General features: G+C 48.4%; 19 protein-coding genes, 1 other RNA gene and 1 pseudogene. 7 read left to right on the top strand and 14 right to left on the bottom strand.

Going from position 1 to position 22,663, the window contains the following annotated elements:
* Window positions 1-473: 473 nt before the first annotated feature.
* From gcvP to SOHN41_RS01540, 6 genes and pseudogenes are all read right to left on the bottom strand, one after another.
* Entirely contained in the window at window positions 474-3,362 is a 2,889-nt protein-coding gene (gcvP, locus tag SOHN41_RS01565; RefSeq protein WP_007644827.1) for an aminomethyl-transferring glycine dehydrogenase, read from the bottom strand.
* Between the two features lie 122 nt (window positions 3,363-3,484).
* On the bottom strand, window positions 3,485-3,874 hold the full coding sequence (gcvH, locus tag SOHN41_RS01560; RefSeq protein ID WP_007644826.1) for a glycine cleavage system protein GcvH: 390 nt from the start codon (window positions 3,872-3,874) through the stop codon (window positions 3,485-3,487).
* Window positions 3,875-3,899: 25 nt separating this feature from the next.
* Window positions 3,900-4,994 (bottom strand): glycine cleavage system aminomethyltransferase GcvT, encoded by a 1,095-nt coding sequence (gene gcvT, locus SOHN41_RS01555; RefSeq protein WP_007644824.1) that lies wholly within the window; start codon window positions 4,992-4,994, stop codon window positions 3,900-3,902.
* A gap of 397 nt (window positions 4,995-5,391) precedes the next feature.
* Window positions 5,392-6,614: pseudogene (locus tag SOHN41_RS01550) on the bottom strand (FAD-dependent oxidoreductase).
* Between the two features lie 42 nt (window positions 6,615-6,656).
* Window positions 6,657-7,880, bottom strand: coding sequence for a 2-octaprenyl-6-methoxyphenyl hydroxylase (gene ubiH, locus SOHN41_RS01545; protein ID WP_007644821.1), 1,224 nt, complete (start codon window positions 7,878-7,880; stop codon window positions 6,657-6,659).
* A gap of 120 nt (window positions 7,881-8,000) precedes the next feature.
* A complete protein-coding gene (locus tag SOHN41_RS01540; RefSeq protein ID WP_007644819.1) occupies window positions 8,001-8,576 on the bottom strand; it encodes a UPF0149 family protein in 576 nt (191 codons plus the stop codon).
* Between the two features lie 235 nt (window positions 8,577-8,811).
* Between SOHN41_RS01540 and SOHN41_RS01535 the strand changes: the two genes are divergently transcribed.
* The 3 genes from SOHN41_RS01535 to SOHN41_RS01530 all read left to right on the top strand — a co-directional run bounded on the left by SOHN41_RS01535 (window position 8,812) and on the right by SOHN41_RS01530 (window position 10,069).
* On the top strand, window positions 8,812-9,114 hold the full coding sequence (locus tag SOHN41_RS01535) for a cell division protein ZapA (RefSeq protein ID WP_007644817.1): 303 nt from the start codon (window positions 8,812-8,814) through the stop codon (window positions 9,112-9,114).
* 117 nt (window positions 9,115-9,231) lie between these two features.
* Window positions 9,232-9,412: non-coding RNA, 6S RNA (gene ssrS / locus SOHN41_RS19700), on the top strand.
* Between the two features lie 9 nt (window positions 9,413-9,421).
* A complete protein-coding gene (locus SOHN41_RS01530; RefSeq protein ID WP_037457803.1) occupies window positions 9,422-10,069 on the top strand; it encodes a 5-formyltetrahydrofolate cyclo-ligase in 648 nt (215 codons plus the stop codon).
* 94 nt (window positions 10,070-10,163) lie between these two features.
* Here the strand turns inward: SOHN41_RS01530 and folM are convergent, their stop codons facing one another.
* Window positions 10,164-10,910, bottom strand: a complete 747-nt coding sequence (gene folM / locus SOHN41_RS01525) for a dihydromonapterin reductase (RefSeq protein WP_007644811.1) — start codon at window positions 10,908-10,910, stop codon at window positions 10,164-10,166.
* Between the two features lie 267 nt (window positions 10,911-11,177).
* On the opposite strand from folM, the gene SOHN41_RS01520 reads away from it, so the two are divergent.
* On the top strand, window positions 11,178-11,576 hold the full coding sequence (locus tag SOHN41_RS01520; protein WP_007644804.1) for a thiol-disulfide oxidoreductase DCC family protein: 399 nt from the start codon (window positions 11,178-11,180) through the stop codon (window positions 11,574-11,576).
* Between the two features lie 81 nt (window positions 11,577-11,657).
* Here SOHN41_RS01520 and mdh read toward each other — a convergent pair whose 3' ends face one another.
* Window positions 11,658-12,593, bottom strand: a complete 936-nt coding sequence (mdh, locus tag SOHN41_RS01515; protein WP_007644795.1) for a malate dehydrogenase — start codon at window positions 12,591-12,593, stop codon at window positions 11,658-11,660.
* A gap of 294 nt (window positions 12,594-12,887) precedes the next feature.
* On the opposite strand from mdh, the gene argR reads away from it, so the two are divergent.
* Window positions 12,888-13,358 (top strand): transcriptional regulator ArgR, encoded by a 471-nt coding sequence (gene argR / locus SOHN41_RS01510; protein WP_006080175.1) that lies wholly within the window; start codon window positions 12,888-12,890, stop codon window positions 13,356-13,358.
* A gap of 147 nt (window positions 13,359-13,505) precedes the next feature.
* On the opposite strand, the gene SOHN41_RS01505 is transcribed toward argR, so the two are convergent.
* Window positions 13,506-14,138: an NAD(P)-dependent oxidoreductase gene (locus SOHN41_RS01505; RefSeq protein WP_007644787.1), complete on the bottom strand. Its 633-nt coding sequence runs from the start codon at window positions 14,136-14,138 to the stop codon at window positions 13,506-13,508.
* A 105-nt stretch (window positions 14,139-14,243) separates the two neighbouring features.
* On the opposite strand from SOHN41_RS01505, the gene SOHN41_RS01500 reads away from it, so the two are divergent.
* Window positions 14,244-15,146: a LysR family transcriptional regulator gene (locus SOHN41_RS01500; RefSeq protein ID WP_007644785.1), complete on the top strand. Its 903-nt coding sequence runs from the start codon at window positions 14,244-14,246 to the stop codon at window positions 15,144-15,146.
* A gap of 78 nt (window positions 15,147-15,224) precedes the next feature.
* On the opposite strand, the gene SOHN41_RS01495 is transcribed toward SOHN41_RS01500, so the two are convergent.
* From SOHN41_RS01495 to SOHN41_RS01475, 5 genes are all read right to left on the bottom strand, one after another.
* Entirely contained in the window at window positions 15,225-16,160 is a 936-nt protein-coding gene (locus SOHN41_RS01495; RefSeq protein ID WP_007644783.1) for a Dyp-type peroxidase, read from the bottom strand.
* A gap of 228 nt (window positions 16,161-16,388) precedes the next feature.
* A complete protein-coding gene (gene ggt / locus SOHN41_RS01490; RefSeq protein ID WP_007644781.1) occupies window positions 16,389-18,101 on the bottom strand; it encodes a gamma-glutamyltransferase in 1,713 nt (570 codons plus the stop codon).
* Between the two features lie 142 nt (window positions 18,102-18,243).
* Entirely contained in the window at window positions 18,244-19,293 is a 1,050-nt protein-coding gene (locus tag SOHN41_RS01485) for an ABC transporter ATP-binding protein (RefSeq protein WP_007644779.1), read from the bottom strand.
* Window positions 19,293-20,924 (bottom strand): ABC transporter permease, encoded by a 1,632-nt coding sequence (locus tag SOHN41_RS01480; RefSeq protein ID WP_007644778.1) that lies wholly within the window; start codon window positions 20,922-20,924, stop codon window positions 19,293-19,295. The genes SOHN41_RS01485 and SOHN41_RS01480 overlap by 1 nt, the downstream gene beginning before the upstream one ends.
* Before the next feature lie 83 nt (window positions 20,925-21,007).
* Window positions 21,008-22,015 carry a Fe(3+) ABC transporter substrate-binding protein gene (locus SOHN41_RS01475; protein WP_007644776.1) on the bottom strand — a complete coding sequence of 336 codons (1,008 nt, stop codon included), beginning with the start codon at window positions 22,013-22,015 and terminating at the stop codon, window positions 21,008-21,010.
* Between the two features lie 219 nt (window positions 22,016-22,234).
* On the opposite strand from SOHN41_RS01475, the gene SOHN41_RS01470 reads away from it, so the two are divergent.
* The gene (locus SOHN41_RS01470) at window positions 22,235-22,657 is read left to right on the top strand and encodes a hypothetical protein (protein WP_007644774.1); all 423 of its coding nucleotides are present in this window, start codon (window positions 22,235-22,237) and stop codon (window positions 22,655-22,657) included.
* Window positions 22,658-22,663 lie beyond the last annotated feature (6 nt).

The following is a 22,663-nucleotide window of genomic DNA, read 5'->3' as shown; positions in this document are numbered from 1 at the left end:
CTTATGACGTTTTTCAAGGTAACGGCGTATAACTCAACTCGGCAGAGCGCCATTCTTCTTGAACAAGTTAAGCGAAAAATCACTGGCAATAAAAAAGCGAACCGCTAAGCGAAAAGACAGGACAGGCATTACTCTGTGGTCAATTTCATACTGAAAAATAGGACAGGCATTACTCGTCACTCAACGGTTACACCAGATTAAGCATTGTTGCACCAGTGACCTTCTAAAACATAAGCACGGCGTGTCACTGGTGTAGCGAATATAAGAGAATGCGAAAGCCTGCGGCAGGCAACAAAAAAGCGACCTTTCGGTCGCTTTTTTTATGCTTAAAACTCGCTGAAGCCGAAGAATAATAATGGCGTTACTGCCGACGATAAGGCAAGGAAGCCGATGCTTTTCGCCACGGAGTTGACTGGTGTCAATGAGTAGCGAAAAGTGTTGGCTGACGCCGAATTATCTAGGCCAAGTAGCCATTATTCGTAGTCTTCCATCGGCGCACAACTACACATCAAGTTACGGTCGCCGTACACATCGTCGATACGATTCACGGTTGGCCAGAACTTGTTGTGACGTACTGCTGCACTTGGGAACACGGCGACTTCACGGCTGTATGGGCGTGAATCGAACGCTGGGTCCATAATATCGGCCATAGTGTGTGGCGCGTTATGCAGCGGGTTGTTGTCCGCTGGCCATTCACCCGATTCCACTTTGGCGATTTCGGCACGGATTGACACCATAGCGTCGATAAAGCGGTCTAGCTCAACCTTAGACTCAGATTCCGTTGGCTCAATCATCAGAGTGCCCGCAACGGGGAAGCTCATGGTTGGTGCGTGGAAACCGTAGTCATTCAAACGCTTAGCGATATCCATCTCGGTCACGCCTGAGGCTTCTTTCAGTGGACGCAGGTCGATAATACATTCGTGCGCGACGCGATCGTTACGGCCACGGAACAGTACTGGGTAGTGTTCTGACAGCTTTTTCATCACGTAGTTAGCGTTTAACAGCGCAGTTTGAGTCGACTTTTTAAGGCCCTCTGAACCTAACAGCTTAATGTACATCCAGCTGATGGGCAGAATGCCAGCGCTACCGTAAGGCGCTGCCGATACGGCGCCGTTGTTATCGCTTTCGCGGCCCGGTTTAACCACTACGTGACCGGCTACAAACGGCGCTAAGTGTGCTTTCACGCCGATTGGGCCCATACCTGGGCCACCGCCGCCGTGTGGAATCGCGAAGGTCTTGTGCAGGTTAAGGTGCGATACGTCGGCACCGATAAAGCCAGGAGAGGTTAAGCCTACCTGTGCGTTCATGTTGGCACCGTCCAAGTACACTTGGCCGCCATGCTGGTGCACGATATTGCAGATTTCGCGGATAGATTCTTCGTACACACCGTGGGTCGATGGGTAAGTGATCATGATGCAAGACAGGTTTTCAGCCACTTCGGCGGCTTTGGTCTTCAGATCTTCTAAATCGACGTTACCTTGCTTGTCACAGGCTGTCACGACCACTTGCATACCGGCTAATTGTGCCGATGCTGGGTTAGTACCGTGGGCAGATTGCGGGATCAAACAGATATTTCGGTGGGCATCGCCACGTGACTCATGGTATTTCTTGATGGCTAACAAGCCAGCGTATTCACCTTGAGCGCCGGAGTTTGGCTGGATACACACGGCATCGTAACCCGTGACATTCACTAACCAAGTAGACAGCTCTTCGATCATCTGGGTGTAGCCTTTGGCTTGATCCAGTGGGCAGAAGGGGTGCATGTTGGCGAATTCTGGCCAGCTCACGGGTAGCATTTCAACCGCTGCGTTTAACTTCATGGTGCATGAGCCCAGTGAAATCATCGAGTAGTTAAGTGCTAAATCTTTATTTTCGAGACGTTTAATATAACGCATCATCTCGGTTTCGCTTTGATAGCGATTGAAGGTTGGGTGAGTCAGAATCGCATCTTGGCGCACGAGTGCAGCAGGAATCGATTGGCTACCTTGGCTTACGATTTGCGCGTCTAATGCGGCAACATCTAAACCATGGCCAGCACCTAAGATCACATCGAACAGCGCTTCGATATCGGTGCGCAGCGTGGTTTCATCTAAGCTCACGCCCACAATGCCATCGGCATCGAAACGTAGGTTCATTTCAGCGGCCAGAGCGCGTGCATTCACGGCAGCAACATCTAAGCCTTTGATGCTAATGGTATCAAACCAAGTGCTGTTGACTAAGCTCACGCCTTTGGCCTGTAAACCTGCCGCTAAAATATCGGCGAAACGGTTAATGCGAGCAGCGATGGTTTTCAGGCCATCTGGACCGTGGAATACGGCGTAGAAAGACGCCATGTTCGCTAATAAAATTTGCGCGGTACAAATGTTTGAGTTGGCTTTTTCGCGGCGGATGTGTTGCTCACGGGTTTGCATCGCCATACGCAGGGCGCGGTTACCACGGGCATCCTTTGACACACCAATGATACGGCCAGGCATAGAACGTTTGTGCTCGTCACGGGCAACGAAGAAGGCCGCATGTGGACCACCAAAGCCCATTGGCACGCCGAAACGCTGGGCACTACCGAAGACCACATCGGCGCCCATGGCACCCGGTGACTTGAGTAACACTAATGCCATAATATCGGCGGCGACAGTCACAACCACATTATTTGCACGCAGGGTGGCGAATAATTCGGTGAAGTCAGTGATTTGACCGAAACGGCTTGAATATTGGAACAAGGCACCAAACAGCTCGTGGTTAACTGCCTCAGATGCTGGGCCAACCACCACGTCAAAACCAAAACACTCAGCGCGGGTTTTCACTACGTCTAAGGTTTGTGGGAACACATCATCGGCAACGAAGAAGGTATTGGCTTTTTTGGCCTTAGAAACACGCTTAGCCAGCGCCATGGCTTCGGCAGCCGCAGTCGCTTCGTCCAGCAGTGAAGCTGAGGCTAAGTCTAAACCCGTTAGGTCCATCGACACTTGTTGGAAGTTTAGAATCGCTTCTAAACGGCCCTGGGCGATCTCTGGCTGATAAGGGGTATAGGCCGTGTACCAACCTGGGTTTTCCAATACGTTGCGCAGGATCACGTTTGGCACTTGTGTGCCGTAGTAACCCATACCAATGTAGCTCTTAAATACTTGGTTTTGTTGTGCTAAACCACGAATATAAGCCAGACCTTCGGCTTCGCCGCAGGAATCACCAATACTCAATTCTTGGCTTAAACGGATCGACTCAGGCACGATTTGCGCGGTTAGATCGTCCAGAGACTCAGCACCAACATAATTCAGCATGGCTTGCTGTTGGCTGCTATCTGGGCCGATATGACGACGTAGGAATAAATCGTGCTGTTCTAACTGAGTGAGGGTTTGCTTGGTCATGATAAACCTTGTTCCAGATTTGCCGTAACTCAGGACTGTAGGGTACTGATTAACGGGCTATTGTTATGTCAATCTTGCGCTAAAACAAACGAAGCCCCTTAGGGCTTCGTTAGCGTCGACGATTATTCTTCGTCGATTACAGCTTGGTAGCCTTCGGCATCCAGCAGAGCGTCGACTTCTGATTCGTCAGAAGGCATCACGCGGAAGAACCAGCCTTCGCCATAGGCGTCGCTGTTAACGAGTTCTGGAGAGTCTTCCAGCGCTTCGTTCACGGCAATCACTTCGCCAGAAATAGGAGAATAAATATCAGAGGCCGCTTTTACTGATTCAGCTACTGCGCAGTCATCACCCGCAGTGACAGTGTCGCCAACTTCTGGAAGCTCAACGAAAACCATGTCACCCAATAATTCTTGGGCGTGCTCAGTGATACCTACTGTGTAGCTGCCGTCTTCTTCCTTGCGGATCCATTCATGTGAAGAGGCGTACTTCAGTTCTGTCGGAATATTGCTCATTGTTCTTGTTCCTTGTTCCGTTTTTTTAAAATGCTTGTTTACCGTTGCGCACAAAGTTTGGCGCTACTACTCTAACAGCCACACGCTTTTTACGCATTTCGACTTCCGCCGTATCCCCAATAGCGTTAGGAACACGCGCCATCGCAATAGAATAGCCCAATGTTGGCGAGAAAGTACCGCTGGTAATCACGCCTTGGTGTTCTGTGCCGGCTGCATCGGTGAAAAATACTGGCATATCATGGCGTAACACGCCTTTTTCTTCCATCACTAGACCGACTAATTTGTCAGTTCCGGCATCGCGCAGGGCTTCTAGGGCTTTGCGGCCGATAAAGTCACGCTCAGTCGGTTCCCATGCGATGGTCCAGCCCATGTTGGCGGCCAGTGGGTTGATGGTTTCGTCCATATCTAAGCCGTAGAGGTTCATACCGGCTTCGAGACGTAATGTGTCGCGCGCACCTAAACCACAAGGCTTAACACCTTGTTCTAATAGGGCTTGCCATAGAGCTTGGGCTTCTTCTTCTGGGACGATAATCTCGTAGCCCACTTCACCCGTGTAACCCGTAGTGGCGATAAATAGCGAACCCGCTTGCTTGCCGAAGAATGGCTTCATACCTTCGATGGCGGCGTTTTGCTCGGCGCTGAACACGGCGGCGGCTTTTGCCTTAGCGTTAGGACCTTGAATGGCGATCATCGCCAGCTCAGGACGCTCGGTCACAGTGACATCGAAACCTTGGGCTTGCTTGGTTATCCAAGCTAAGTCTTTTTCGCGGGTCGCAGAGTTGACCACAACACGGTAGAAAGTATCGGTGAGGTAGTAAGTAATGAGGTCGTCGATGATGCCAGCATTTTCATCTAACATACCGCCGTATAAGGCTTTACCTGGAACTTTAAGCTTAGCCACATCGTTTGCCAGCAGCTTACGTAAAAATGCACAAGCGTCGCTCCCCGTCACATCAACCACAGTCATGTGGGAAACGTCGAACATACCCGCATCTTGACGAACTGCGTGGTGCTCTTCGATTTGTGAGCCATAGTTGAGGGGCATATCCCAACCGTGGAAGTCGACCATCTTAGCGTTTGATTCTAAGTGCTTGTGAAACAGAATAGTTTTATTAGCCATTGTTATCCCTTTTTTGCGGCCTTTTTCAGGTCTCTGCCTAGTGTAGGGTAATGCCAATTGTGTTACATATCTGCAATTCAACCTTGGACTTTCGCGTTGCATCAACTTAAAAGGATGACCTTTCTGCATCAATGCGCCTTGAATTGAAGCGCCTGATTGGTTCTGAATTCATCAGATATCTATCGTGATTGGTATAATACTAGGGTCTAAAATGCGGCGAAATTATACCTTGCGTCACAAATTTGTATACAGGAGATTTTTCTAATCCGAAGTCTGTGCCATTAGATTTTCTCATCTTTAACATGTAATTTTTTTACATACAAAGGCCAGATTTGCACAGCTTGCCGCCAATATGCTGATATTAGCGGCAATTCTTATCACATTAGCGCAACCTAGGCTAACGGCATAACTTAGGCAGCGTCGGCTTATTCCCCATGGCCTGTTGCATGAACACTGTTTTCAGCCCAGCGACATTATCGACTAGGTTTAATCCGAGATCGCGCAGTGCTTTTTAACCGGGTTTGAACCTTCGAACAGGCGCTTAAAGCCCTCCATCGCTGCGATCATCTCCATGGCATCGGCCTTGCGCCAACGTTCAAGTGAGCGCAGCTGGGCATAATCACCGATATCTTTACCCGCATCGTGCAACTCGCTGATCACTTCAATAATGCTGGCCGCATCTAAAAAGCCGAGGTTCACCCCTTGGCCTGCGAGCGGATGGATAGTATGGGCGGCATCACCTGCTAACACTAAACGGTGGCGGGCAAAGTGACGGGCGTAGCGCATCCGCAATGGAAAGGCTTGACGCTCGCTCTCAAGCTGACAAATCCCCAGGCGGCCGTCGAAAGCCGCCGTTAAACTGCGCTCAAATTGGACTTTGTCCATCGCCAATAACTCGTCGGCGCGCTCGGGCGGTACCGACCAGACGATGGAGCAGAGATTGTCTTCATACAGGGGTAAAAATGCCAAGGGGCCATCCTGCAAAAAGACTTGTCGGGCGGTGGCAAGGTGCGGCATTTCGGTGCGGATAGTCGCGACGATCGCATGGTGGCCGTAATCCCAAAAGGTCAGTGGGATCTTGCATTGCTCACGCACCCAAGAGTTGGCACCATCGGCGGCAATAACTAATGCTGCACTCACACTTTCTATTTCAGAATCGGCGCCATTGGCTAGGGTCAACCAAGCTTCACGCTCACCAAAGGCGATGCGCTCTAAGCGTTGGTTTTGGATATGGGTGATATTGTCAAACTCACTGGCGCGTTTGGCGAGGGCAAAGCTGATGGCATCGTTTTCGATAATCGCACCTAGGCTGGTTTCACTGATGCTGTTGGCATCAAAGGCAATTTTGCCGAAGCCGTCTTTATCCCACACCGCCATTTTTTGATAGGGCGTAGCGCGGGAAGTGTCTAGATAAGCCCAGGCACCTAAGTGTTCCAATAAGCGCTGGCTCGCCTTATTGATGGCACTCACCCGCAAACGCGGCTCACCGCTAACGGCCTCGGTATGGCCTGCATCGATAACCACAATATTAAGATTGGCCTGTGCCAATCCGATCGCGGTGGCGAGCCCCACCATGCCGCCACCCACAATGGCGATGTCATAGGCTTGTGAACTTAACATGGGTACATCCTTTTCGCGTTACGATACCAGTAAATTGCAGGGTTATTTCCAGCCCATTGCCTTTTGAGCGACGGGGGTTTTCAGTGGCGGGAACCAAGACAATAGGCGCAGCCCTAAGTTACGCCCTAGGGCCAAGGGCCAGTATTGGTTGGAAAAGCCACGGACTAAAAATTCGATATTGCGGATAGTGCTATTTCTATCCTGCTCGCGGGCATTGAGATAAGCATGGGTCACGGCGGCGCAGCCGATATCCTCACCCTGCGCTAGCGCCATTTTTAGCACCTCAAGCAAGCTCACTACGTCCCTTAGCCCTAAGTTAAAGCCTTGTCCCGCAATCGGGTGTAGCGTCTGCGCCGCATTGCCGATAAACACACATCTATGGTGGATTGGCCTTGGCATATAGGACAAATTCAGCGGATAGGCATGGCGGGCACTGACATCGATAAACTGGCCAGCACGGTAACCAAAGGCCTGCTGCAGCGCCGCTAAAAACTCCGCCTTAGGCGCAGTTTGCATCTGTTTAGCCCGCGCGTCATCGAGTGCCCACACGAGGGATAATCGAGGTTGACCTTGGCTATCGCCCATAGGCAGCAGGGCTAAGGGACCCGTCTCGGTGAAACGCTCATAGGCCCAGTGCTGGTGCGGCTTATCGGTTTGAATATTGGCGATAATCGCAGTTTGCTCGAAGGCCACTTGGATCTCGGGCAGATGAAAACTATTGCGGACTTTGGATTGCAGGCCATCGGCGGCGACCACGAGTTTAGCCTGAATGCGTTCACCCGAATCCAGCACGAGCGTGTGACTATCGATGCCAGCTTCTACTTGGGCGAGCTTGGCGGGGCAAAACAGTTTTACCTCGCTCTTATTTAACTCGTTAAACAATACTTGGCCGACACGCTCAAGCTCCACCACTTGGCCTAGGGCATCTAGATGAAACTGCGCGGCATTGAGTTCTGTCATGCCAAAGTGGCCGCGATCCGACACATGGATATTTTCAATCGCCGTGCCCAAATGGGCGAGCTTTGGCCATAGGCCTAAACGGGATAATTCGAAGATAGAGCCATGGGCGATGGCGATGGAGCGTGCATCGAATCCTGGGTGGCTTTTATCGGGAACATGGGCCTCGATTAGCGCCACCGAGACAGGGGCAGACGTTTGGGAAAGACGCGCGAGCGCTAACGCTAAGGTCGCCCCCGCCATCGCACCGCCTACAATGGCAATGTCGACGTTTTGAACTGAAGTATCCATGTGATTTATGGCCGTCATGGGGATCTCATTCAAGCTATGGCATGGCTATTCGAATGTGTTAAGCCATAAAAATAGTGCACGTTGTCAAAGACTTGCATCAGGCCCGCCTATTAAATCCGTATCGCAACACCGCGGTGCTCAGTGGATTACCGCCGCATCTTCCTGCTCACCGAGCGGGATCTCTGGGCCAAATTCCGAATAGCACATGATGGCTGCGATGCGCACAAACTCCAGTAATTCGATGTAGGCGGTTTCGGATTCTTCATCGTCGGCGACATCAAATTCTACTTGGGCGATTTCGGCGAGATCTTTGATCACTTCCCGCACCTCGACCGAAGCTTGATTGAGTTTAGGTTGAATAATTGCAATTCCCGTTAGGAAGCTTTGGGTCCAGAGGGACAAAGCCTCAACGCGCTGGCTGAGGGGCTCTTCTTCTTCGGGTAATAACGGCATAAAGCCAAATTCAAAGTCCACTAATCGGGCCACAGAATCTTGGAATAAATCACACACCAACTGATGCAAGGGCTCGGGTAATGGTTGACCATCATTCATCAGGTCAAATAAAGGTTTTATCCAGATATCACCGGTTTGCTCTACACCGCCGCAGATTAAACCCACTAAGGCGCCGTGAACTTCTACCGGATGTTGGCCAATTTCAGCCGCATCTAAGGCGAGTTTTAAGCTGTCGATACGTAACGAAGGAGGGGTAGCCATATCAGATCCCAATAAGAATTTTCCAGCTGCAATGCTAGCAGAGATAGAGACTTGAACCAACACTGAATCCCAATAATGGCGAAATCGGCCACACCCTGATAGAAAATTATCCAACTGCTCACACAAGCAGCAAACAAAACGGTGGATAGCCAATCCGTTTGCGGCTTACCTTGCACTTTTAATATCAGCCCTATATAGTCCGCCCTATCGCTGCCAACAAAAGGATCTTTCGCGAATGAGTAACAGTGCTGTTGAAATTACCCTACTCGGGCGCACCTACTCTATCGCTTGCCCGAAGGGTCAAGAGGATGCCTTGCGTACGGTTGCCCAAGGGGTTGAACAACAACTCACTTCGGTGAAAAACCGCACGAATAGTTTGAGTCGTGAAGAAATAGCCATTATGGCGGCGCTGAATATTGGACACGAGCTGTACCAAGAAAAGCAGAAAAATAAACATTATATGAAACAAATGGATGACCGCATCAGTCTGTTGCAGTCAACCCTAGAAAACGCCTTAGTTGAGCGTTCAACTAAATAGATTTAAACTGGGCAACTTGGCAATTTAGCCACTCGTTTTCGAACCAAGGTTGCACAGTGAATGACTAAACTTGCCTATACTTAGATAGCCAATATTTTAGTGATTCGATACCGTTTTTGCTCCCTGGGGTGCAGGCCAACTGGTAATGTCCCTGTGCCGATAATTTTGATCTCAGGGTGAATGCTTTACCGACATTGAGCATGCTCGGCTCGTACCGAGAAGCCTTAGGAGGTAATCATTTACCCGCCTTGAACCTACGGTTCAAGGGCTACACCGGTAGCGGCATTCTGGGGAGCATCTTATTACTATGGTTATTTCTTCCAAGACTTCTGACTCTTCTCTTCCCACTATAGGAGCAAGCCTGTCCACTGCGGATAAGGTGAGTCGAGATCAATTAAGAAAAATGATCCGCAGTACCCGTAAATCCCTATCCACCATAGAGCAAAGCCAAGCAAGCTTAAACGCTTGCCAACGTATGCTCGATGAGTTGAAAGCTAAAAAAGTTCAGCATGTCGCCCTGTATTTAACCCACGATGGCGAACTCGCTACACCACCGCTAATCGAAGCGCTGTGGCAATTGGGTATTCAGACCTATCTCCCGAGATTGCACCCCTTCAATGCAGGGCAATTAGTGTTTATGCATTACACCGTAGATACACCCATGCAGCCCAATCAATTCGGGATCTTAGAGCCTAAGCTTGATGTGCGCGCCGTGATGCCGATAGAACGCCTCGATGTGGTTATCACACCCTTAGTGGCCTTTGATTTAATGGGAAATCGCATGGGGATGGGCGGTGGCTATTACGATAGAACGTTGGCGAACTGGCAGCAAAAGGGTAAACCGCTACCTATGGGTTACGCCCACGACTGTCAGCAAGTTGCGAGTTTACCCTGCGAGCATTGGGATGTACCTTTGCCCTTTATCATTACCCCAAGCCGCGTGCTGACGTTTTGAAAAAGAAGGTGCTAGGTGCTAGGTGCTAGGTGCTAGGTGCTAGGTGCTAGGTAATTAGATTCTAGGGCCTAGCACCTAAAATCTAGATTCTTTTTTACCTTAAATGCCGGCCACCATCGACATTATGGCTGCGCCCAGTGACATAACGACTCGTTAACAGATACTCGACTAGAGCAATAATCTCTTGATTTCCGGCTTCCTTTGGCAGAATGGCCTTAGTTAAAGTCCTTTGCCTATAGGCTTCATCATCGTCTTGATTAAATAGGATCATCGCCGGTGCAATCGAATTGACTTTCACCTCTGGCGCAAATTTGGCGGCAAAGGATAACGTCATATTGTGCAGCGCGGCTTTACTGGCGGCATAGGCAATATGTTTGGCACTGCCCTTCTCTGCCACATAATCCGTAATATGAATCACATCACTCGCACCTATCTCACCTTCGGCCCCCGCCCGTAACTGCGCTTCTAAGGCTAAGTTCAATTGATAGGGCACGCTTACATGCACTTGCATCATACGCTGCAACACGTCGCTCGGCGCAAAAGAGGCACGCTTTAAAGGTTCATCCTTTGTCAGAACAGGATCCGCCAGCCAATCCGAGGCATTATGAATAATGGCGCGGATTTGAGGCTGTTTAGCTAACGCATCAATTAAGGATTGAACTTGGGTATCATCATAAAAATCGCAGGGATAGAGGGTCGCACCTAAGGCGTTAAGCTCATCTATGCTGGCGTAATGGCTGCGATAAGTACCAATCACCTGCTGACCTTGGGCGAGGAAATGTTTGGCTAAGGCGTAACCGATACGTTTACCCACGCCTGTGATTATGATGGGAGATGTCATGCCTATCCTTTTGAGTCGTTATTTGTCAGGCTTTATGTTGTTCACTTAAAGTTAAGCAATTAAGTTAAACTAATGAATAACCAAGATGTTACTGCACTCATTTGAATTTAACCTAACAAAAAGCCAAATGGGACATGGATTAGATTTAAAAACAGCTTCAATTTAAAATCAGTTGAGATCTAAAACCTTTAATCTGCGTATAGGGTAGAAGACAAAGTTTAACGATTCACACTAAGTATTGTGATCAAGTGATCAGAGGTGATACCGATGGAACTGCGGATTTTTTACGATGGTAACTGTCCATTATGTCGCGCCGAAATGCGACAACTAAAAGCGCGGGATCCCAAGGACTTGATTGTACTAGAGGACTTAAATACACCTGACTTTAGCGAGCGTTTCAGCCATATAGATAAAAATTACGCTAACACCATTCTCCATGGCGAAACCGCTTCGGGCAAACTATTACTCGGATTGGATGTCACCTGTAAAGCTTGGGCGTTAACTGGCACACGTTCTTGGGTGCAACTATTGCGTCTGCCTGTCGTTAAACCCATTGCCGATTGGGCTTATCTTAGATTTGCAACCCACAGATATCGCCTCTCCTATCTACTGACGGGTAAAGCCCGCTGCGACGATAATTGCCAACTGCCCACTAAATATCACTGAATTAATGTTAAGCAATGCGAGACGCAGAGATAAAAAAACGGAGCTTATGGCTCCGTTTTTAATTCGTATAATCTAAAAAGATTACTTAACGAAATCAACGCCTAGTTTGATATCGCCTTTCAGCGTATCTAACATAGAATCACGGGCGTTAGCTTCGAATGCACTCACTTCACCGTAAGGCAGTACTTTTTCAATACCGTTTTTGCCTAACAGCACAGGTTGTGCGAAGAATTCTGCGTGCTCGCTGCCGCCGTCAACATAGGCGCATTCAACCACACCTTGCTCACCTTGCAGACCACGAACCAGAGACAGACCGAAACGGCAAGCCGCTTGACCCATAGACAGCGTCGCGCTACCGCCACCGGCTTTAGCTTCAACCACTTCAGTACCCGCGTTTTGGATACGAGTCGTCATAGTTGCCACTTCTTCGTCGCTGAAAGTCACGCCTTCAACTTGAGACAGTAATGGCAGAATGGTCACGCCGCTGTGGCCGCCGATCACATTAACTTTCACATCAGCAACATTCAGGCCTTTTAATTCGGCGATGAAGGTTTCTGAACGGATAACGTCCAGAGTCGTTACACCGAATAGACGATTCTTATCGTAAACACCCGCCTTTTTCATCACTTCTGCAGCAATAGCAACAGTCGTGTTCACTGGGTTAGTGATAATACCTACTAAGGCTTTAGGGCAAGTCGCAGCCACTTTCTCGATCAGGTTGCGAACGATACCCGCGTTGATATTGAACAGATCTGAGCGATCCATACCAGGCTTACGCGCAACACCAGCAGAAATCAGCACAACGTCAGCACCGACTAGGGCAGGCGTTGGATCTTCACCAGCAAAACCTTTGATTTCAACCGCAGTTGGGATGTGGCTCAAGTCAACCGCAACACCCGGAGTTACCGGTGCGATATCGTATAAAGACAATTGAGAACCCGCAGGCAGTTGAGTTTTTAACAGTAGGGCAAGAGCCTGGCCGATACCACCAGCAGCACCAAGTACAGCAACTTTCATAGTTATCTCCGTTATTTCTCGGATATGTGTGACATGGATCTGATTTACGTTGGCGTCACATTACTGGAATGTCACAACAATTTCAATTATCCCTTAGTCGTGGGGCAAAAGAATTCAGGAATAACTTAGAAGCAATGTAGAACAATGACTCAAATTGATATTTTTAAGCCCCAAGCAAACGCTTAAACACAGGGGGGCAGTGAATTTTTATTCAACCAATCTGGTTATTTGTTGACAATTTTTCTAAAAATATTCAAAATGGGCCTGTTTTTTTGAATAACGAATAATAATATTATGCAAACGACCAAGAATCAGGATGACCTTGTTAGAATTTTTAAGTCGATTTTAAAAGAAGAGCGCTTTGGCTCTCAGAGTGAAATCGTCACCGCCTTGCAAGCTGAAGGCTTTGGTAATATTAACCAATCAAAAGTATCACGCATGCTCAGCAAGTTCGGCGCAGTGCGGACTCGCAACGCTAAGCAAGAGATGGTGTATTGCTTACCCGCCGAGTTAGGGGTGCCCACCGCAGGTAGCCCGCTGAAGAATTTGGTGCTCGATGTTGACCACAACCAAGCTATGATAGTGGTACGCACCAGTCCTGGAGCCGCCCAATTAATTGCCCGTTTATTGGACTCCATTGGCAAACCCGAAGGGATTTTGGGTACGATTGCCGGTGACGACACTATCTTTATTTGCCCATCTAGCATCCAAGATATCGCCGACACCTTAGAAACCATCAAATCTTTATTCAATTACGCAGAATAAAAAAACAGGTCAGCTTGCTGACCTGTTCTATTTCATCTGTCCTCATTTCAGTCCAATTTTGCGCTGATTATTTGGTCATTGTCCCGATTACGTTACAGATTACAGCACAATATCTAACTCACCATATCTAACTCAACTGTAGCGATATCAGTAAGCCACGCTGATACGCTGATTTGCGTGAGTGCCCTGTTCGGCTTCGTCTAACATGGCTTTAGCGTAATCGGTAACAGAAATGCGGCTGCGACCATTGGCATCGGTAAAGAAGCTGTCGCCCCCGAGGCGATATGGGCCTTCACTCTCGCCAGGATAAATCTCAGCGGCTGGGCTCACAAAGGTCCAATTGATTGCAGTTTGTGCCGCGCGAAATACCTTCAAAGCTTCACCCTGAGCTAAGGCCTCATCTTTATATGCTGCGGGGAAATCAGGGCTAGAGACCAGTGTCACACCCGGCGCCACTTCTAAACTCCCCGCACCACCGACCCACAATAAGCGTGGTACTTTTGCCTGCGGCAATACCGCTAACAGATTGTGCACTGTCTTAGCCACTAGGCTGTGGTTCTGCTCGGCGCGGCCACCCACGGCCGCAATCACTAAGTCGACTCCGGCAAATGTTTCTGCGTTTAAGGGTTGTGCGAGATCGACACTGCGCACCTCTGCCGTGGTCGCGCCAAGCTTACTCGGATCCCGCACTAAAGCGACAACGTTATGACCACGACTCAAGGCTTCATTAAGAATGGTGCCACCAATCCAACCGGATGCGCCTAATACTGCAATTTTCATTTTATAAGTCTCACTGCTGATTTAAATTGTCACCAGTTTACTTGCAACAGATAGCGTGATAAATATCGATAAATGAGCATGATTGTTTCAGACTGAGATACTAATATGGATAAAATTGCCGCCATACGTAGCTTTGTCGAAGTGGCAAACTGTGGCAGCTTCACCAAAGCTGCAGAACATTTAGACCTCAGTCGCCTGCAGGTGTCCCGCCATATTCAAGAAGTCGAACAGTGGCTTAATCTACGTTTATTGCACCGCACTACCCGCAGTGTGAGCCTTACCCTGCAGGGGGAAGAAGCACTTCATTTTTGCCAGCGCGTCTTAAGTGAAGTCGCCGCCATGGAGAGCCGAGCCCATAGCCATAATACTGAACTGGTCGGTAGTATTCGTATCGCTACACCCATAGGCCTTGGGCAGCACAGCTTGTTCGATGTCGTCGACCGATTTATTAAGTTGCACCCTAAAGTGAATATTCAATTGGTGATGTCCGACAGCATGGTTCAATTGGTGGATGAAAGGGTCGATGTGGCATTACGTTATACCGAGAGACCCGATGACAGTCTTATTGCACGGCGGCTGATGACCATTGACGCAGTGCTGTGCGCCGCCCCACATTACCTCGCAGCGATCTCTCCACTCTCGGTTCCCACCGATCTGCTCGAACATAATTGCCTTATCCATTCATCACAGCAAAATTGGCATTTTCTGAAGGAGCAGCAAACTGAGTTAATTAAGCCTAGGGGGAATCTAAAAGCAAACGATATGGGCGTGCTACTGAGTGCCGCCCTGAGAGGACATGGGATTGCACGCTTGCCCTGTGACTTAGCCAACCAATACCTTGCCAGTGGCCAACTTGTAGAGGTATTGCCTGAGTTTACCGCACCCGGTCAAGCACTGTGGGCCGTGTATTTATCCCGCAGCTATCAACAGATTTTAGTCAGAGCCTTTATTGATTTTACCGCCCAGCAATGGCAGTTTGATATTAAAAAATGGACCCATGCCAGTTAACTTTACCCACAAAAAACGCACTGGGGCAAAGTAGCCTAAGTGCGTCATTCTTAAATAATAAATCGATTTAGATCTGCCTTACTCGTCAAATTGCAGCATAAAATCCAAGGTGGGTGCAAAGAAGGACGACCCCGTCATCGCCTTAGTGAAATGCATTAAGTGATCATGATTCCCTGCGCCATCACCAAACATCATACTGTGTAGCATCTGCTCAAAATGATCCGGTGTACGGCAGTTAGAGATAAACATGAGTCCCTGCTCTTTAAGCGAGCCATAGGGCATGCTTTGACGCAGGATTTCAATCGAGTTGCCATCGGCATCCTTAAGATTCACACGTTTAATATGGCTCGTTAACGGCTTATCTTCCGACTCATATTCAATATTATCTTGCTTAGTGCGACCGATGATATCTTCTTGCTTTTTAAGCGGTAATCTATGCCACTTACTCAAATTGTGGGCATATTTTTGCACATGGATATAGCTGCCGCCCTTAAACTCAGGATCTTCATCCCCCACTAAGGCCACTTCTTGACGGTGACGGCCTTTGGGATTTTCAGTGCCGTCAACAAATCCGGTCAGATCACGGCTATCCATAAATCTAAAACCCCGTTCTTCTTCGACTAGTTCCACTAAGTCTTCAAACATCTGGCTGATTTCGTTAGCGACTAAATGCAGAATATCGTAGCGGTCGCAGCGGATATGCACGAATAAATCATATTCGATCGCAGGCGCTTCACGGCTACCTACTTGCATGGCTGGGAAAGGTTTAAGCATTTCGGGGCGAGAATCGGGATACAGGCTGTCCCAATAATTAGCGCCTATTGCGACAAAACCGTTGAAGGCACTATCGGAATACTGATCTGTCAACTCATAAATATACTGCGCTACGTTGGCAATACAGGGACGTAATTGCGACTCAACATTGTCATTGGCGTTAAACATCAAGTAGACACTATGTAAGTTCCCCTCTGCACACACACCCAACTGTTCACGCGGCATATTTTGAATATCCATCTGGTTATCACCCCTATCTAAACTCATTTTCGGCAATATTATCCGCAACTTTACCTAAAAATGACATTAACTAACGCACAGTTTGCTTGGTTATCTCTATGATAATGCTAATTGTGGGGCTTTATCGCCCCGACCCTCAAATATAAAAAATTGACGAGACCATGAAAGTCTCGTCAATTAGCTTACCCAATATAGGGCGAATACGACTAGCGCAGGTATTATGTTGCACTAATATCCCGCAGCATGCCCATCTTTACGGCTCTCGGAGGCGCCACGGTAAACCCCTGTTTCGGCATTAAATCCAATGGCTTGATAACCACCGAAATCCCCTAGGCCATCACGCAGCACATGGCCCTTCTTGATAAGCTCACGACGGGTTTCCACCGGGAAACCCGATTCCAGACTGACGTAGCCGCCATCTGTCATCACTTCCCCCGTTGGCTCGGTTGAACCCATATGCAAAATTCTGGGGGCATCGCCCGCTTCTTGCAAGTTCATTTTAAAATCAATCAGATTCATTACAATTTGCGCGTGCATCTGTGGCTGGGTTGCGCCGCCCATCACCCCAAAACTCAACCAAGGTTTACCGTCTTTGGTCACAAAGGCGGGAATAATGGTATGGAATGGACGCTTGCCCGGTGCATAGGTATTAAATCGTCCCTCGGTTAAATCGAACATCTGACCACGGTCCTGTAATACAAAACCTAAATCCGGCGGTGTCATTCCTGACCCCATACCACGGTAATTACTCTGGATAAGCGACACCATATTGCCGTCTTTGTCGGCGGTAGTCAGGTACACAGTATCACCGTGTTGCAACGCTGGATTACCCGCATCGACACTCTTAGCGGCTTTATTAGGATCGATTAACTTAGCGCGATCATAGTTGTATTGCTGTGAGATAAGCTCTGTAACTGGCACTTTATTAAAGGCCATGTCGGCATAGAACTTAGCCCTGTCGGCAAAGGCGAGCTTTTTAGCTTCGACAAATAAATGCACATATTCGGGGCTATTAAAGCCCATGGCGGCAACATCGAAGGGTTCCATGGTTTTTAGGATTTGCAGCGCCGCAATCCCTTGACCATTGGGCGGTAATTCCCACACATCATAGCCACGGTAATTGACTGAAACTGGCTCAATCCAGTCGCTGCTATGAGTCGATAAGTCTTCATAACTTAGATAGCCACCTTGGGCCTTCATGTATTTATCGATGCTTTTGGCAATATCCCCTTTGTAAAAGGCATCTCGGCCACCCTTGGCAATTTTCTCGTAGGTGTTAGCAAGTGCAGGATTTTTAAAGATTTCCCCTACGGCTGGCATCTTACCATTGGGCATATAGGTTTCTTTAAATCCGGGGAATTTAGCGAGTTTTTTACCGCTCCCTTCAAGGTAATAGGCAATCAGTTCTGACACAGGGAACCCATCGCGGGCGTAGTGAATCGCTGGCGCTAAGTTATCGGCCATAGGCAATTTCCCGAACTTATTATGTAATTCATACCAACCATCGACGGCACCGGGTACGGAAACAGGCAGAGGGCCGAGTGGCGGTAGGTAATAGAGGCCTAAGGATTTAAGCTTTTCTAAACCCAAAGATTTTGGACTGCGCCCCGAGGCATTAAGCCCATAGAGACGTTTATCTTTCGCACTCCAGACGATGGCAAATAAATCGCCTCCGACACCCGAGCCTGTGGGTTCAACTAACCCTAGCATGGCATTAGCGGCAATAGCCGCATCCACCGCGCTGCCGCCCTGTTTGAGTATGTCGATGGCGACTTGGGTGGCTAATGGTTGGCTGGTCGCCGCCATTCCGTGGGTGGCATAGACTTCCGAGCGGGTTGCAAAGGCTTTACCTGTGATCCTATCCATGGCCAGCACTCCCGATGACGACATTGCCGTCGCCACTGTGACTAAGGTACAAATTGATTTTATTGTTTTTATCATAATTCCTCCAAATCTGAAGGATTAAGGTAGCAAGGACAGTCGAAAATATCATCAACCAATACCGCATAGACCCAAGTTAAACGTAAGCAAAAATGTCATACTTTAGTTGGCAATGCTGATTAACTGCAGATGAACAAAATACCTAAGATTCAAATAATACGAGGGAATGCGGCTCGGCCGTTAATTCTACTTTTTGACCCACACTGAGTTGCATCATTTGACTACGCACCTCCACATAATGGGCGTGGGAGGCGGCTTCAATTTTGACCCAATAATGACAAAAGGCACCGAGAAAACGCCGCTCGGTAATAGTGCCGACACCCTGTTCATCGGCGCTGAGAGCCAATTGCTGGGGTCGCAAAAATACCGTTGCGCTAAACTCGAGCGGCAAAACCAACGGCGTGAGGCTCGTTAAATGGCCTATCGGGGTACTAACCCTATGTCCATCGATAACTGCGGCGGGTAAGTAATTACCGCTGCCTAAAAAATCAGCCACATAGCGACTATTCGGTGTCGCGTACAAGGCTTCTGCACTGCCCTGTTGCACTATTATGCCTTGATTGAATATGGCTAATTTATCAGCAAATACAAAGGCTTCATCCTTACTGTGGGTCACAAATATCGCGCTGACATTTCGCTGTTTTAAAATGCTGCGAATTTCAGCCATCATCTCGTAACGCACTTGGGCATCAATATTGGAAAAAGGCTCATCGAGCAAGAGTAACTGCGGCTCATAGGCTAACGCCCGCGCAATGGAAACCCGTTGCTGTTGACCCCCCGATAGCTCGTGGGGGTAGCGTTTAGCCAATCCCTCAAGTTTAACTAAGGTAAGCATTTCAGCTAACCGTGCTTGGCGCTGCGCTGCTGACAATTTAGCCACCCCAAAGAGAATATTTTCCGCCACTGTTAAATGGGGGAAAAGCGCATAGTCTTGGAAAATCATCCCGATACCGCGCTGCTCGCTAGGCACAAACAGCTCATCACCACTCACGACACGGCCATTGATCTGGATTTCACCTTGGCTAATGGCCTGTAATCCGGCAACCGCCCGCAACAGGGTCGTTTTGCCGCAACCACTCGGGCCCAGCAGCGCAAGGATCTCCCCTTGGGCTAGGTCTAAGCTCAAGCCTTTGAGCACCTGTTGCCCCTGATAATCACTATGAACTTGCTTAAGCTTGAGCATGCTTGTCATCAGCTGTGTTGCTCCAAAGAACGGTTTAAATAGAGGAGTGGTACTAGGCCTACGAGTACAATCACTATCGCAGCGAAGGCGCCGTGCTCAAGTTTTTCATCGGACACAAACTGAAATACATAGGTCGCAAGGTTCTCAAAGCCGACGGGGCGCAGTAATAAGGCGGCGGGCAGTTCCTTCATGCTTTCGATAAACACCAATAAAGCGCCCGCAAACAGCCCCTTAGCAAGTAAAGGAAGATGTACTCTTTGCAGCAACTGTCTTGGGCTTTGACCCATAGTCAAACTCACCATATCCAGTGACGGCGAAATCCGCTTGTAACTGCTCTCGACGCTACCAATGGCGATAGCGACAAAACGTACGCAAAAGGCAAAAATTAATGCCATAACACTCCCTGTCAATAACAACCCAGGCCCCTTTAACCCTAAAAGATCCGCAAAATCATTAATCGCAAAGTCGAGCATAGTTAAAGGCACGAGCACACCAATGGCGAGCACTGTACCTGGTAGCGCATAACCCGTCGAAGCTAAACGTGAGGGCAAGGCATCACTCCCCCTAGGACTAATACGGCGAATAAATATCAATAATAAGGCGACTAAGCAGCAAACTAAGCTAGTGATCAGCGCAAGACTTAAACTATTAAAACTCAATAGCCAGAAACGTGGTTCCCAACTTTGTTCAAAATAACCAATAGCATAGGATAATAAAATACCAAAGGGCAGCCCAAAAGCTAACAGCAAGAGTACCCCACAGAAGCTGAGTGCCAGAATGGTTTGCCTAGTCGAGAGCCGATATAAATCACCGACTCGAATGTGCGACTGTTTTTGGAAGAGTTGCTGTTTACGGCGGGCAAAACGTTCAAATCCAATCAGGCTAAACACCACCAACAGCATAATTGCCGATAACTTAGCGGCTGCGGTTAAGTTGCCGTAGCCAAGCCAAGTATCGTACACGGCCGTCGTTAAGGTAGGCACCGCAAAATAACTCACTGTGGCAAAATCGGCGGCGGTCTCCATAGCAACTAAGGCGATACCAACGGCGAGCGCTGGCCTTGCCATAGGCAAAGATAGCCGCCAAAAGCTCTGCCAAGGTGAGCACCCCATGATGCGTGAAGCATGCGCCAAGCTTAAGGATTGCTCGGTAAACGCAGTACGTGCCAACAGATAAATATAGGGGAATAACACCAGCGACAACACACAGGCCGCACCGCCTAGGGTGCGGATATCGGGGAAGAAATAATCCTGCGGCGAGTTCCAACCAAACAAGGAACGCAGGCCGCGCTGCACTGGGCCCGCATAATCGAGTAAATCGGTATAAACGTAGGCAACAATATATCCCGGCATGGCCAGTGGCAGTAATAGTGCCCACTGCAAATAACGTCGACCGATAAATTCACAGCGCGCCACCAGCCAAGCGCAGGGCAACGCGAGCAAAAGCGCCCCTACACTCACCCAAAAAATCAGCAATAAACTGTTGATGATATAGGTGGGTAGCACAGTTGCCATTAAATGCCCAAACACGGCTTCATCGGGCTGTAGAGCCTGAAATATCAGTGCAAATAAAGGCAACACAAATAATGCGCCCATGGCATAACCAGCAAGCGACCAGCTCCTGGCTAATCCTAAAATCATGTCAATCCTTAAAAGCACGGCGCCAATCAATGGCGCTGATAACCTAAATCTGCATTTTGTCGCTAGCACTGTTACACAATGAGCTAGAGATCAAACTGGACTTCATCTAACAACTTAACCGCAGCCTGATGATATTCAGCCAATTTAAAGATAGGCAATTGATCTGACTTAAACTCGCCCCATGAGGCCACTAAGGGTGAAGGTGGCACATTGGCTTTTACCGGATATTCCATATTCACTTCGGCATAGGCTTTTTGAGCAACATCCGCCGATAAGAACTCCATCAACTTGATTGCATTCGCCTTATTAGGTGCATGGCGGGTCAACACCATACCAGACACATTCACGTGGGCACCGCGATCGGCTTGGTTCGGGAAATTAATGACTACCGCTTCTGCCACCGTTTTTTGCTCTGGGTCCTGCAACGTATTGCCATAGTAATAACTGTTGCCTAAGGCGATATCACACACCCCTTCTTTCACCGCAGCAATTTGCCCCCTATCGTTCCCCTGGGGTTTACGGGCCAAGTTATCCTTAACGCCCTGCAGCCACGTTTTGGCTTGCGCCTCACCGTGGTGGGCAATCATCGAAGCAACCAGTGCAACATTGTAGGGATGTTTACCACTGCGGGTACAAATTTTACCTTTGTATTTGGGCTCAGCTAATGATTCATAGGTCAATTGCTGCGACCCTAAACGATCTTTCGCCGTGTAGAGATTTCGTACCCGCATCGTCAGGGCATACCATTGACCTTCAGGATCACGATATTGTTCAGGGATGTTAGAGTCTAACTGAGAGCTGTTAACCGGAGAGGTGAGATCTTTATCAACCAACTCAACCAGACGTGAGAAGTCCGAGGTCAATACCAAATCCGCTGGAGATAAACGACCTTCCCTAGCGAGCCGTTCGGCAATACCATCTTTAGCAAAAACCACATCAACACTAATACCAGTATCTTCGGTAAAACGAGTCAAAATTGGCTCGACTAAGAAGGCTTGGCGATAGGAATAAACCGTTAACTTATCCTGTGCACTCGCAGAGTGTGCAGCGGACATTAACCCAACAAAAACAGCACAAGTTACCCATTTCATTACCGATGTCTCCCCAAGAATATGACACGATGTGCGCGAATCGACCTAAGCCATTAATGATAATAGTTATCAATTATGCAAGGGTAATAGATAGATAAGCCGAGGGCAACATAGAATTTAACTTTTTGTTTTAAAACAAATTAAATTCAAAACTGGTGATTATCTCAAATCAAACTAAACTGAACCTTAATTTGCATGAAATGGCTATAGGGAGGCGTTATGTTAACTATGCTGTTGGTTATCGTAGCCACTCTTACAATATTTGGGCTAGTCAAACTGAGGAGTGGCAAGAAAACCCGTAAACATTATTTCAAAAACCTAAGTTCAAATGAGCGTAATACAACAAACCAGAGTATTGAAGGTCATCGCTTTCACTGTGTCAGCATAGTGAATAAGGGGCATTGCTGTGAGCAAGTTAATGCCATCACAGGTAAGCGTTTTTTGTCGAAAGAGGCCCCTGCGATCCCCATGGAAGAATGCACCATGCCACATTGCGAATGTCGGTATCAACACTTCGAGGACAGACGCCAATCAAGTAATGAACGCAGAGTAGATTATGGTGTTACTCGGGAGCTTTTCGGTGTTTTTGGTGAACAAAATCGCCGTGATAGATCAAAGGGAAGGCGCACAACTGACAATTGAGCGCCT

This window comes from Shewanella sp. HN-41 (genome assembly GCF_000217915.1).
Taxonomy (GTDB): domain Bacteria; phylum Pseudomonadota; class Gammaproteobacteria; order Enterobacterales; family Shewanellaceae; genus Shewanella.
The sequence above is the reverse complement of the archived record's forward strand: the minus strand, read 5'-3'. Positions and strand labels throughout refer to the sequence as shown.